Below are 12,921 nucleotides of genomic sequence, written 5' to 3'. Positions count from 1 at the left end.
ACACCGGAAGTTGGCCACGATGCGCGCAGGACCGAGCCAGGAGGAGATCCGCCGGCACAACCTCGGCGCGCTGCTGCGGCACGTACACCTGCGCGGGGCCACCTCGCGCGCCGAGCTGACCACCATCCTCGGCCTGAACCGCAGCACCATCGGGGCCCTCACCGCCGACCTGGTCACCGCCGGGTTGGTGGTCGAGGGAGCGCCCCGGGAGACCGGCCGGGCCGGACGACCGTCCCTGGTCGTCCGGCCCAACTCCCGGGTGTACGCCTTCGCGCTGAGCGTCGAGGTGGACCGGGTCCGGGCGGCCCGGGTCGGATTGGGCGGGGCGGTACTGGACCGGCGCGAGGCGGCCCGGCCCCGCGGGCTCACCGCCGGGGAGACCGCGCCACTGCTCGCCGGGTTCGTCAAGGAGATGCACGACGCGGTCCCGACCGCGGCGGTGTACGTCGGCGGCGGGGTGGCGGTCAGCGGCATGGTCCGCCGGGAGGACGGCATGGTCCGGCTCAGCCCGCACAAGGGTTGGCTGGACGAACCGCTCGGCGAGGTGCTCCGGGCCGAACTCGGCCGGGACCGGCCGGTGGCGGTCGGCAACGCGGCGGACCTGTCGGCGCTGGCCGAACACACCCGCGGCGTCGCGGTGGACTGCGAGAACGTCATCTTCCTCACCGGTGACGTCGGCATCGGTGCCGGCATCATCGCCGGGAACCGGCTGATCAGCGGGCACGGTGGCTACGGCGGCGAGGTCGGGCACATGGTGGTGAACCCCGGCGGTCAGCCGTGCGGCTGCGGTTCGCGTGGCTGCTGGGAGACCGAGATCGGCGAGCACGCGCTGCTGCGCGCGGCGGCCCGGGAGGGACTCACCGGGCAGGACGCCGTGTTCGCCGTGGTCGACCCGGCCGCCCGCGGTGACGCCGGCGCGCAGAGCGCGGTCCGCAAGGTGGGCGACTGGCTCGGCTTCGGGGTCGCCAACCTGGTGAACATCTTCAATCCGGAGATGGTGATCTTCGGCGGTACGCTGCGCGACGTCTACCTGGCCTCGGCCGCCCAGGTCCGCAGCAGGCTCAACGCGATGGCACTGCCCGCCTGCCGGGAGCACCTGCGGCTGCGTACCCCCAAGCTGGGCGAGGACGCGGCGCTGATCGGCGCGGCCGAGCTGGCCTTCCAGCAGGTGCTCGCCGACCCGCTGGACGCGGCCTGAGGCCGGTGGGCGCGTCCGGTCCGGGGTCGACGAACCAACCGCGGTGAAAAAAGTACCTGCACGTATGAACGTTTCCGACCGGTAATCCGTACCTCGGGGCAGGACAGCGCACGGACCGATCGGAAAGTAGGTGGCGCGGATATGTCGGACCACGGGCCGCACCAGGGGCGACGCCGGGAGAGGTGCCGATGACCGCCGATAGGAAACGAGCCCGGCTGATCCGCCGGACGGCCTCGCTGTTCACCGGGCTGATCGCCGGGTTGCTGATCGCACCCGCGCCGACGTCGGCCGCGCCGGCGGTGCCGGTGCAGCTCAGCGCCACCGACGTGGCCCTGCTCAACGGCGTCCGGCAGGCCGGACTGTGGGAGATCCCGGCCGGTCAGCTCGCCGCCGAGAAGGGTCGCCTGCCCAAGGTGCGGGAGATCGGCGCGGAGATCGCCAGGCAGCACGTCGTGCTCGACGGGTTGGCGGTGGAGGCCGCCAACAAGCTCGGTGCCCAGCTACCGCCCACGGCCACCGACGAGCAGCAGGGCTGGGTGGCCGAGATGCAGAACGCGAACGGCGCCCAGTTCGACCGGATCTTCGTGGCCCGGCTGCGCGCCGCGCACGGCAAGATCTTCCCGGTCATCGGGGCGGTCCGGGCCGGCACCCGTGACCCGGTCGTCCGCAAGCTCGCCCAGGACGCCAACCAGTTCGTCATGAACCACATGACCATGCTGGAGAGCACCGGCCTGGTCCGGTACACCGACCTGCCACCGGCCGCGGTGCCCGCGGCGGCGAAGCAGGACCCGATCTCGCTGGCCAAGGCCAACGCCGGTTCGCTGCCCGGCGCCGGCAGCTCCGGGGTGATCTGGGCGGTGCTGCTGGTCGCGCTCGCGGGCGGCGGCTTCGCCACCTTCAAGCTGCTCCGCCGCTGACCCCGACCCGTCCGCACTCCGACGTTCGCACGGAAGCGCCCCCGCTGGCAACGAGTGGGGGCGCTTCCTGTCGTCTCACGGTTGCAGGAGGCCGGCGGTGAGTGCGAGCGGGAGCAGGAGAAGTCCGCCGGCGGTGACGGCGGCGAGCCGCAGTCGGTGCCCGACGGACAGCTGCGTCCGACGTCGCCACCCGGTCAGACCGGTGATGACCGCACTGACCAGCGCGAGAACCAACAACAGCCGCAGCAGCAGCCAGGGAACCGGCTGGCCCAGCACCGTGCCGCCGATGCTTCTGGCCTGGTCCGCCACCACCCAGCAGACGTACCCGGTGACGCCCAGCGCGGCGGCCAGGCCCGTGACGACGAGCGCGCGGGCCGGCCAGGCGCCGACCGGCGCACCCCGCGAGCCCCGCAACCGGCGGACCACAGCGGTCACCGGCCAGCTCAGCAGGACCGTCAGGAGCAGGGCGAACACGGCGAAGTCGAACCAGGTGGCCGGTTCGATCGACCGACTGTCGATGCGCTGGGCGGGCAGCCCGTCCGCGCTCGACGCGGGCGGCCGACCGGCGGTGACCTGGGCGATCCAGTCGGTCATCAGCTTGCCGTAGCCGGGCAACAGCTCGCCGAAGCGGAACCCGCCGACCTGCGGCCCGCCGACCCGGTCGAATCCGTCGGTGGTGACCCGGCCCGCGTGGTGCCCGTGCGGCAGGATCCGGATGGTGACGCTGGGACTGTTCGTCAGGTGGCCGGCGAAGATCTCGGCGCTCTCCCGGGGTGGGACCTGGACGTCCAGCTCACCCCACATGGCCAGCACCGGCTGGCGAACCTGCGAGAGCACCGGCACCGGGTCGTGGTCGCCGCCCGGGAAGAGTCCGGTACCTGCGGCGATGCGCATGCCGGCGGCGGGGACGGACCGTGCGGTGGACGGGCTCACCGCCGCGGCGGCGATCCGATTGCTGATGTTCCAGGCCTGGGTACGCAGTGGGGACCGGCCCGGCGCGCCGATCGTGACCAGGAAGGCGACCTCGGACGACTCGGCGGCCGCCATCGGCGCGATCCAACCGCCCTCGCTCAGCGCCCAGAGCCCCACCTTCGCCGGGTCGACACCGGGAACGCCACGCAGGGTGTGCACTCCGGCCAGCGCATCCCGCGCCATGGCGGAAAAGTCGCGATGCAGTTTGCCGTAGTCGCCGCGCTTGTCGTAGATCAGAGTGACTATCCCGGCCCGGGCGAAGACCTCCGCCTCCTGGCCGACCGTGACCCGCTGACCGGTCCCCGAACCGTGTACCAACACGATTCCCGGATGCCGGACCGACATGTCGAGGTCGGCGCGGCGGACCACCGATCCGTGCAGGGTCGTGCCGGCACCGGCGAAGGTCACCTCGGTCGCGGTCAACCCGGCCGACGGCGTGTACGGCGCCATTGGGACCGAGGGAGCGGCGGCCGCCGGGGCCGCCGATCCGAAAATCATCGCCGCCACGGCGGTCACGGCTGTCAGCAGCCGGGTCCGCCGGGCTGTCGAGCGTTGTGTCATGACGATGATGCTCTTCGGCCGGGCCGTCCACGACATCGCCGGGACAACCGATCTTCCGCCTCGCGCGCGGGAGGGAGACACGGCGGTTCCGGCCCGGTCCCGGGACGGATCCGCCGTCCCGCTCATCCGCCCGGGACGATCAGCCCGGACTCGTACGCGCGGATCACCGCTTGGACCCGGTCGCGTAGTCCCAGTTTGGTCAGCACGTTGCTGACGTGCGTCTTGACGGTGTGTTCGCTGACCATCATGTCGCGGGCGATCTCCGCGTTGGACAGGCCGCGACCCAACAGCACGAGCGTCTCCCGTTCCCGGTCGGTGAGCCGGTCGAGACCCAGACCCGGGTCCCGGTGGCGGGGTCGACCACGTAACACGTCGTCGATCAGTCGCCGGGTCACCGCCGGTGCCAGCAGGGACTGCCCGGCGACAACCACCCGTACGGCGTGCGTCAGGTCGTCCCGGCGGACGTCCTTGAGCAGGAAGCCGCTCGCTCCGGCACGCAGCGCGTCGAAGACGTACTCGTCGGAGTCGAAGGTGGTCAGCATGACCACCCGGGTGTCGGACTCGGCGCAGATCCGCCGGGCAGCCTCGATCCCGTCCATCAGCGGCATCCGGATGTCCAGCAAGGCGACGTCCGGCTCCAGCTCCCGGACGGCGGCCAGCGCCGCCGCGCCGTCGCCCGCCTCCCCGACCACCTCGATGTCGTCCTGGACGTCCAGGATCATCGAGAACCCGGCCCGGACCAGCTCCTGGTCGTCGGCCACCACCACCCGGATCACCGGAACACCGCCTCCACCCTGAATCCCCGTCCGTCCGGTCTCGCGCCGACGGTGACGTCGCCACCGACGGCGGCGACCCGTTCCCGCATCCCGCTCAGTCCGTGCCCGTCACCGCCGAGCGTCGACCGGTCCGCGCCGTTCGCGACCCGGGTGCCGACCCCGTCATCCGTGACGGTCAACCGGAAGGCTCCCACCGTCCAGTCCGTACGCAGTTCGACCGTCCGGGCCCGGGCGTGCTTGACGACGTTCGTCATCGCCTCCTGCGCCACCCGGTACGCGGCGAGATGGACCGCCGCGGGCAGGTGTCGCGGCGTACCCTCGGTGCGCAGCCGCACCACCAGTCCGGCCCGCTCGGCCTGCCGCACCAGGTCGGGCAGGTCGTCAATGCCAGGCTTCGGGCTGCGTGTGGGGGGATCGTCGCGCAGCCCGGAGACCGCCGTCCGCAGCTCACCCATGGCCTTACGGCCGGTGTCGGCGATGGCGTCGAAGATGGCGATGGCCCGCTCCGGTCGGCGGCCCGCCACGGCCGCACCGGCCTCCGCCTGGACCACCATCATGCTGAACGCGTGGCCGAGAATGTCGTGCAGGTCGGCCGCGATCCGGGCACGTTCCCGCGCCGTCGCCAACTCCGCCGCCTGGACGGCGCCGGCCGCGGCCAACTCCGCCCGTTTGCGGGCCAGTGCCCCGAGCGCGAACGCCGCGGACCAGGTGAGCAGTTCCCGTACCGCGGTGGTCACCGAACCGACCACGGCCAGGAACCCACCCCCGGTGACGAGCAGCGCGGCAACCTGGTGACTTCTCGGCGCCTGGTGGGCGACGGTGTAGAGGCAGACCAGGGCGCCGAACCAGATCGGCTGCTCGGGCCCGTCGCCGACCAGCGCGTACGCCCCCACGGCGAACTCGACCAGGAGCAGGCAGACCAGCGGCGCCTTCCGGCGGAAGACCACCGGCAGGGCCGACGCGAGGACCGGCAGGTACTCGACCAGCCGCCACGGACCGGACCCGTCCACCCGGTGCGCGAACAGAAACGGCGCGGACTGCGCCAGCAGTACGGCCGCCGCGAGACCGACGTCCTTCGTCCACGTCCGCCACATGACCCGGAACCTTAGGTCAGCCGCTGTCGGCCGGGACGGCGGCCGGCTCCCCCACACGACCCATCGACCGGGCCCGCTCCCCCACGACGGTGATCCGCGGAATCGGTCGCGCCGGTGATCCACCGACACTCTCCGGTCGCCAGGATTCGATCCGTGACAGTGACGACGACCGCACACCGGCCGGAGCCGGCGGTGTGGATGAACGCGGTGCGCAGGACCTACGGCCGAGGCGACCGGACGGTCACCGCCCTGGACGGCGTGACCGTCGACTTCCCGGTCGGCACGTTCACCGCGGTGATGGGGCCGTCCGGATCCGGCAAGTCGACGCTGCTGCAGTGTGCCGCCGGGTTGGACCGGCCGACGTCGGGCCGGGTGGCGGTGGGTGGGATCGAGCTGACCGGTCTCAGCGAGACCAGGCTGACACTGTTGCGCCGGGACCGGATCGGCTTCGTCTTCCAATCCTTCAACCTGATGCCCTCGCTGACCGCGGCGCAGAACGTGGCTTTGCCGATGCGGCTGGCCCGCCGCCGGCCCGACCGGTCGCTGATCGACCGGGCGCTGGCCGACGTCGGACTGGCCGACCGGGCGGAACATCGGCCGGGTCAACTCTCCGGCGGCCAACAGCAACGGGTGGCGATCGCCCGCGCGCTGGCGACCCGACCGGCGGTGCTCTTTGCCGACGAGCCGACCGGCGCCCTGGACACCGCCACCGGCCATGACGTGTTGCGGATTCTGCGGGACCTGGTCGACCAGCGCCGGCAGACGATCGTCATGGTGACCCACGACCCGGTCGCCGCGTCGTTCGCCGACCGGGTGCTGTTCCTGGCTGACGGTCGCCTGACCAGCGAGTTGACCGCCCCCACCGCCGAGTCGGTGGCCGCGCACATGGCCCGGGCGGTGACCCGGTGCTGACCATCGCCCTGAGCACCCTGCGGATGCGCTGGGTGTCCTTCGTCGGTACCTTCACCGCCCTCGCGCTCGGCGTCGGCCTGATCGCCGCCGCGGGCCTGGTCCTCGCGGCCAGCGTGGCCGCTCCCGCACGTCCGCCGCAGCGGTACATGGTGGGCCCGGCCGTAGTGGCACCGGCGGACACCCTGTCGGTGTCGACCAGGCTCAGCGGGCTGGACAGTGCACAGCTCGCCGATTCGCCGGGACTGCCCGCCGACCTGGTCGACGACGTGGCTGCCACCGGTCGGGTGGTGCCGGACCGCAGCTTCTACGCCCAGGTGGCCGGCGTCTTCCCGGACGCCGGGGCCATCCCGAACGCCGCCGCCTGGGACGCCGAGGCCGCTGCGGGAGGGGATCCGGTCGGGCACGGCTGGTCGGCGGCGCCCCCGACCGGGTACGCGCTGACGGCCGGTTCCGCGCCGGCCCACGACGACGAGGTGGTGGTGGCCGGCCTCGCGCGCCCCGGCGACCGGGTTCGGGTGCGCACCGTGGCGGGCTCCCGCCTCTACACCGTCGTCGGGACGGTGTCCGCACGGCGGTCCGAGGCACCGGTCTTCTTCACCGACGCCGAGGCCGCCCGGCTGTCGCCGCAGGTCGACGCCCTGATTGCGTACGGGCCGGTGCACGCCGTCCGCGCCGCGGTCGGCGACCGGGCACGGGTGCTCAGCGGCGCCGGCCTGGCGGCGCTGGACCCGGACCGGACCCGGGACGCGGCCGCCCGCAACGACACCAACGCGCTGGTCGGCATCGTCGGGGGCTTCGCCGCCTTCGTGGCGATCTTCGTGGTGGCCGCCACGTTCGGCTACTCGGTCGTCCAGCGGCGCCGCGAATTCGCCCTGTTGCGGACCACGGGAGCCACTCCCCGGCAGATCCGCCGAATGCTGTTCGGCGAGGTGGCGTTGGTCAGCACAGCCGCCTCCGCCATCGGTTGCGTCCTCGGTCCACTGGCCGCTCCGTCGATGCTCGACCGGCTGATCGCGCTGGGGATGGCGCCTGACTGGCTGCCGGACAGCACCTCGTGGGTGCCGCTGGCGGTGGCCTTCGCCACTGGAACCGGGGTGGGGCTGTCCGGCGTGCTTGTGGCGTCCTGGCGGGCCGGTCGGACACGCCCGGTGGAGGCGTTGCGGGAGGCTGCCGTCGACACCCGCGCCCTCACCTGGGGACGGTTGCTGGTCGGCGGCGTCGCGCTCTGCAGCGCGCTGGTGATGTTCACCACGACGGTGCTGGATCCCGAGTCCGCGACGTCGGACAAGACGTACATGCCGATGGTCATGGTGCTCACGGTGGCGGTCGGGTTGCTGTCCCCGCTGGCCGTGGCGCCGGTGACCCGGGCGGTCACCCGCCTCGGGCGGTCGACGGACGGCGCGATCGGGATGCTGGTCCGGGAGAACACCCTCACCTCGGTGCGCCGCACCGCCGCGACGGCGGCACCGGTTCTGGTGACCGTCGGCCTCACGGCGCTGCTCGGCGGCGCGGCCGGCATGATCGACCATGCGGAGAACGCGTCGACCGGGCGGACGGTACTGGCCGACTACGTCGTCCGCCCCATCGGCGCGCCCGGATTCGACCGGGCGCTGGTCGCCCGGTTCGGCGCCGTCGATGGGGTCGACGTGGCCGCGCCGGTGCCGACGACCGTCTACGCCGTGCACGCCGAGGCGAAACTGATCGGTTTCCCCGCCCAAGCGGTGACGCCCACGACGCTTGCACTGGCCCTGGACACCCCCGTGCTGGCCGGATCGATGGCGGACGTCAAGGACGACTCGATCGCCGTGCCGGAGCACTGGGCCCGGAGCGTCGGCGACCTGGTCGACGTCTGGCTGGCCGATGGCAGGCCCGCCAAGCTGCGGGTCGCGGCGGTGCTGGCCGAGGGCCCCCTCCCGTACGCCTACCTGACCCCCCGGTACGGCACCGGTCTGGCTCCGATGCTCTACGTGAAGCTTCGCCCTGGCGCCGACCCCGCCGCGGTGCGGGCGGCACTCGACCAGGCTGCCGCCGGTGAGAAGGCGGCGATCGCGTCGAAGGCCGAGTGGCTCGCCGGTCTCGCCGACGGTCAGGCCGACGCCAGCCGGATCGGGTTGTTCCTCGTCCTGGGCATCGTGCTGAGCTACACGGCGATCGCCATCGTCAACATGGTACTGATGGCCGCCGCCGAACGCGGCACCGACATCGCCGCACTCCTGTTGGCCGGCGCCACCGTGGCCCAGGTGCTCCGAGTCCTCGTCCTGGAGTCACTGCTGGCGGTCACGATCGGCGTGGTGCTGGCAGCCGGTGCGACGGCGGTCGGCCTGGGTGGTCTGTGGCTCGCGCTGCTGCGGTACTCCGGTCCCGTTCCGATCGCCCTGCCATGGACTCTGGTCGGTGCGGTGACCGCCGGGGCGGCCCTGCTCGCCGTGCTCGCCACGGTGCTGCCGGGAGCCTGGCGCGTCCGCCGACCCGCGGTCGAGCTGGCAGGACGCCGGGACGGGTGAAGCCGGGGAGTCAGGTCGAGCGGGCACCCGCCGGCCGCTCGTCCACCCGGTCCGCCTCCACCGTCGGCGTGGGGCCGGGACGGGCGTCGAGGTCGCGCCAGGAGCGGTCGAGGAAGGGCAGCAGGGTGACCAGCAGGTAGCCCGCGCCGAAGACGTACAGGCTGGGTTCGAGGCCGAGCCACTGCACCAGCCCGCCGCCGATCAGGCCGCCGAGCGGAATGCCGGCCCAGGAGACCGCGTGCGAGAGGCCGAGCACCCGGGCGTGCAACCGCTGTGGCACCCGCTCGTAGAACACCGTGCCGAGGATCGGGTTGACGGCGGCGATCGCGACGCCGGCCAGGAAGGACACCAGGTACATCGCCCAGAGCCGCTCGCCGAACAGGGCGGTGGCCAGGTAGCGGGGCGCGCCCGCGACGAGGAACCCGACCGAGAACACCGCCCAGCGGTCGATCCGCGGGGCAACCGCGGTGAACACCGCGTTGCCGACCACCGCGCCGACCCCGAAGATCCCGAACAGCAGGCCGAGGGCGGTCGCGTCACCGACCACCTCGCGCGCCCAGACCGGCGCGAGCACCGCCGAGTACGCCTGGTCGAACAGGTTGGTCGCGGTCAGCATGATCCCGATGGCGATCAACAGCCGATCCCCGCGCAGGAACCGCCCGGCCTCGCGCAGCGACTCCAGGTAGGACCCCGCGGCGCCGGCCGGTGCCGCTCCGTCGGCGGTGGCGGTCGGTTCCGTGCCGCGGGCGGTGCCGCCGGCCGGTTCCGGGTCGCGGGCGTGGTTCAGACCCGCCGGTACGCAGGCGGCGACCAGCAGCGCGCCGGCCGCGAACGTGCCCGCGTCCAGCAGCAGTACGGTCGGCGCGTCCAGCGCGGCGATGAGCACGCCGGCGAGCGGCGCGCCGAGCAGCGTGGCGAGCCGGCGGAGCCCGTCGTGCAGGCTGGTGGCCCGGGTCAGCTCGATGCCCGTACCGGCCACGGTGCGGGGGAACACGGCCTGCTTGGCGATGTCACCCGCACCGCGCAGCAGGCCGACGACGGCGACCAGGCCGAGCAGCACCGGAAAGGACAGCGCGCCGTCCCGGAACAGGAGCGGGATGGCGGCCAGTGCCAACGCGCTGACCGTGTCGGCGACGATGCTGACGCGGCGGACGCCGATCCGGTCCAGCAGCGGACCACCGAGGCCGCAGGCCAGCACGTAGGGCAGCATCTCCGCGGCGGCGACCAGGCCGGTCCGGGCCGGGCTGCCGGTCAGGGTCAGCACGAACCACGGCAGCGCCACCATCGACATCCGGGTGCCGGCGGCCGAGACCACCTCGGCGGTCAGCAGTCCGACCAGCGCCCGCCGGCCGCCCGCGGTCATGAGCCACTCCCGGTCGACCCCGCCGACCCGGCGCCGTCGGACCCGGTCGTCTCCGCGCCACCGGACCCGGCCGATCCGCCACCACCGGACCCGGTCGGCTCACGGCTCGGCGGCTCGCCGGCCGGCGGCTGTGGGACGGGCGGTTCGGCTCCCGCGACGGCTCCGGTCAGGAACGGCATGAGCTGCCACTGGACGACCACCCGCTCGGCGCCGGCCGGGGTGACCGCGTCGGGGTCGTCCCGGCGGTAGCGGCCGATCAGCTCGTCCAGCTCGCGGTGCAGGTCGCGCGCCTCGTCGGCGGTCAGCCGCAGACGCGTGTCACTCAAGGTCGACGCGCCGTCCCAGCCGGCCGGCAGGGTGACCCGCTCGCCGAGCCACCGGTCCACCCGCTCGGCGTACAGCGAGGCGACGGCCCGCAGGTAGGCCTCGGTGTCGGCGGGCGCCTCGCGGACGATGTCGCCCTCCAGGAGGGTGCCCCGGTGGGCGGCCTTCCACCAGCGTTCGCGGCCGGCGCCCAGGGCCGGATCCTCGACCACGAAGCCGTACTGCGCGAGCTGGCGCAGGTGGTAGCTGGTGGCTCCGGTCGACTGGCCGAGCCGCTCGGCCAGCATGGTGGCGGTGGCCGGCCCGTCGGCCCGGAGCAGGTTGAGCATCTTGAGCCGGAGTGGGTGGGCGATGCCGCGCAGCGTGGTCGGACTCGGCCGAACCTTATCCTGAGACATGTTTGCAAAGCTATCTTTGCAAACACATCTTTGCAAGAGGTGGAGTCAGGCCGCCCTCGGAACGCCCGCGCCAACCGGGAGACTCAGCCGTGCCAGGAGCGCCAGAGTGCGGCGTATGAGCCGCCGGCGGCGACCAGGGCGTCGTGCGGGCCGAGTTCGGTGATCCGGCCGTCCTCGACCACCGCCACCCGGTCCGCGTCGTGCGCCGAGAACAGCCGGTGCGCGATCGCGATCACGGTGCGGCCGCGCAGTACCCCGGCCAGCGACCGTTCCAGGTGCCGGGCCGCCCGGGGATCGATCAACGAGGTCGCCTCGTCGAGCACCAGCGTGTGCGGGTCGGCCAGGACCAGCCGGGCCAACGCCAACTGCTGCGCCTGGGCGGCCGACAGCGGGTGACCACCCGTACCGACCACGGTGTCCAGCCCGTCCGGCAGGGCCGCCGCCCAGGCCAGCGCGTCGACCGCGGACAAGGCTTCCCGGACCTCCTCGTCGGTGGCGGAGGGCCGCACCATCACCAGGTTGTCCCGCAGCGTGCCGATGAAGACGTGGTGTTCCTGGGTGACCAGGGCGACCCGCCGACGCAGCCGGTCCGGTGACAGGTCCGCGAGCGGGGTGCCGCCCACGGCCACCACGCCGGTACGCGGGGCGTGGATGCCGGCCAGCAACCGGCCCAGGGTGGACTTCCCGGCGCCGGACGGGCCCACCATGGCCAGCCGTTCACCCGGCGCCACGGTGAGCGAGACACCGTGCAGCACGTCGCGGCCCGGCCGGTAGGCGTACCGCAGGTCGCGCGCGTCGACCGCGCCGGTCCGCGACCCGAGGTCCGTCCCCGGCCGGGCCGACGCGTCCGGCCCATGATCGTCGCCCGGCCGGGCGTCGGTGCCCGGCTCGCCCGGTGGCCGGGCCGGCAGCTCGGCGACGCCGATCAACCGGGCCAGCGACGCGCCGCCGACCTGCAACTCGTCCAGTACGGACAGCAGCCGGTCCAGCGGCTCGATGAGCTGCTGGGCGTACAGGGTGGCGGCGGTGACCTGCCCGATGGTCACCCAGCCGTTCAGGTGGAACCAACCGCCGATGAGCAGCGTGGACACCACCGGCAGCACGTAGCTGAGCTCGGCGACCGGCCAGGTGACCGTCCGGAGGAACAGGGTGTACCGCTCCGCCGCGTACGACCGGCGGATGTCGGTGTCGGTACGGGCCCGGCGGCGGACCTGCTGCCCCAGCGCCTCGGTGGTCCGGGACCCCTCGACGGCCTCGTTGATCCCGTCGATCATGTCCGAGTAGGCGGCGTTCTCGCGCAGGTAGCCGGCCGGCGCCCGGCGCAGGTACCAGCGGGTGACCAGAAACAACGACGGCACCGCCAACAGGGCGGGCAGCGCCAGCAGCGGCCCCACCAGGACCAGCGCGCCGGCCACGAAGACCATCATGACCAGCGCGATCAGCGTGTCCGGCGCGGCGAACCGGATCGTCTGGGACAGCGCCCCGACGTCCCGCGAGGTCCGGGTCAACAGGTCACCGGTGCCGGCCCGCTCGACCGTGGACAGCGGGATGGCCAGCACCCGGTCGACGAACTCCTCCCGCAGCTCGGCCAGCACCCGTTCGCCCAGCCGGGCGGAGGCGAAGTACGCGAACCGGGTCAGCACCGCCTGGACGACTACGAACCCGGCGATCGCCAGCGCGATCCGGTCCACGGTCAGCGAGGTGGTGCCCGCCGAGATCGCCTCGACCAGGTCACCCAGCAGCCGCGGCGCGACCAGGCCGGCGACGGCCGCCAGGGCGTGCAGGCCCAGCGCCACGGCCAGCGCCCGCGGGTGTCGCCGGACGACGGCCCGCGCGTACCGCCGGACCTGCCTCGCGTCGGCGACCGGCAACGCCGTACCCATGAGTCAAACCTCCCGCTCG

General features: G+C 73.4%; 10 protein-coding genes. 4 read left to right on the top strand and 6 right to left on the bottom strand.

Annotated elements, in window-relative coordinates; translation table 11 throughout:
• The first annotated feature begins 19 nt into the window (after positions 1 to 19).
• Entirely contained in the window at positions 20 to 1,198 is a 1,179-nt protein-coding gene (locus ACFOX0_RS02900) for an ROK family protein (RefSeq protein ID WP_377541810.1), read from the top strand.
• 188 nt (positions 1,199 to 1,386) lie between these two features.
• Positions 1,387 to 2,115 (top strand): DUF4142 domain-containing protein, encoded by a 729-nt coding sequence (locus tag ACFOX0_RS02895; RefSeq protein WP_377541808.1) that lies wholly within the window; start codon positions 1,387 to 1,389, stop codon positions 2,113 to 2,115.
• A 75-nt stretch (positions 2,116 to 2,190) separates the two neighbouring features.
• Here the strand turns inward: ACFOX0_RS02895 and ACFOX0_RS02890 are convergent, their stop codons facing one another.
• The 3 genes from ACFOX0_RS02890 to ACFOX0_RS02880 form a co-directional block, all read right to left on the bottom strand.
• Positions 2,191 to 3,648, bottom strand: coding sequence for an alpha/beta hydrolase family protein (locus ACFOX0_RS02890; protein WP_377541807.1), 1,458 nt, complete (start codon positions 3,646 to 3,648; stop codon positions 2,191 to 2,193).
• A gap of 122 nt (positions 3,649 to 3,770) precedes the next feature.
• Positions 3,771 to 4,424: a response regulator gene (locus tag ACFOX0_RS02885; protein WP_377541806.1), complete on the bottom strand. Its 654-nt coding sequence runs from the start codon at positions 4,422 to 4,424 to the stop codon at positions 3,771 to 3,773.
• On the bottom strand, positions 4,421 to 5,518 hold the full coding sequence (locus tag ACFOX0_RS02880; RefSeq protein ID WP_377541805.1) for a sensor histidine kinase: 1,098 nt from the start codon (positions 5,516 to 5,518) through the stop codon (positions 4,421 to 4,423). The genes ACFOX0_RS02885 and ACFOX0_RS02880 overlap by 4 nt, the downstream gene beginning before the upstream one ends.
• 198 nt (positions 5,519 to 5,716) lie before the next feature.
• Here ACFOX0_RS02880 and ACFOX0_RS02875 point away from each other — a divergent pair, with 198 nt between their 5' ends.
• Together ACFOX0_RS02875 and ACFOX0_RS02870 are read left to right on the top strand one after the other, a co-directional pair.
• The gene (locus ACFOX0_RS02875) at positions 5,717 to 6,430 is read left to right on the top strand and encodes an ABC transporter ATP-binding protein (protein WP_377541894.1); all 714 of its coding nucleotides are present in this window, start codon (positions 5,717 to 5,719) and stop codon (positions 6,428 to 6,430) included.
• Entirely contained in the window at positions 6,424 to 8,934 is a 2,511-nt protein-coding gene (locus tag ACFOX0_RS02870) for an ABC transporter permease (protein WP_377541804.1), read from the top strand. The genes ACFOX0_RS02875 and ACFOX0_RS02870 overlap by 7 nt, the downstream gene beginning before the upstream one ends.
• A gap of 10 nt (positions 8,935 to 8,944) precedes the next feature.
• Here the strand turns inward: ACFOX0_RS02870 and ACFOX0_RS02865 are convergent, their stop codons facing one another.
• The 3 genes from ACFOX0_RS02865 to ACFOX0_RS02855 form a co-directional block, all read right to left on the bottom strand.
• On the bottom strand, positions 8,945 to 10,297 hold the full coding sequence (locus tag ACFOX0_RS02865; protein WP_377541803.1) for an MFS transporter: 1,353 nt from the start codon (positions 10,295 to 10,297) through the stop codon (positions 8,945 to 8,947).
• Complete coding sequence (locus tag ACFOX0_RS02860; RefSeq protein ID WP_377541802.1) at positions 10,294 to 11,019, bottom strand: helix-turn-helix domain-containing protein; 726 nt, start codon at positions 11,017 to 11,019, stop codon at positions 10,294 to 10,296. Before ACFOX0_RS02860 ends, ACFOX0_RS02865 begins: the two co-directional genes overlap by 4 nt.
• Positions 11,020 to 11,102: 83 nt before the next feature.
• Positions 11,103 to 12,902: an ABC transporter ATP-binding protein gene (locus ACFOX0_RS02855; protein ID WP_377541801.1), complete on the bottom strand. Its 1,800-nt coding sequence runs from the start codon at positions 12,900 to 12,902 to the stop codon at positions 11,103 to 11,105.
• Between the last annotated feature and the right edge of the window lie 19 nt (positions 12,903 to 12,921).

Source organism: Micromonospora zhanjiangensis (assembly GCF_042650605.1).
GTDB lineage: Bacteria > Actinomycetota > Actinomycetes > Mycobacteriales > Micromonosporaceae > Micromonospora_J > Micromonospora_J zhanjiangensis.
This window is presented reverse-complemented; position numbering and strand designations above follow the sequence as displayed.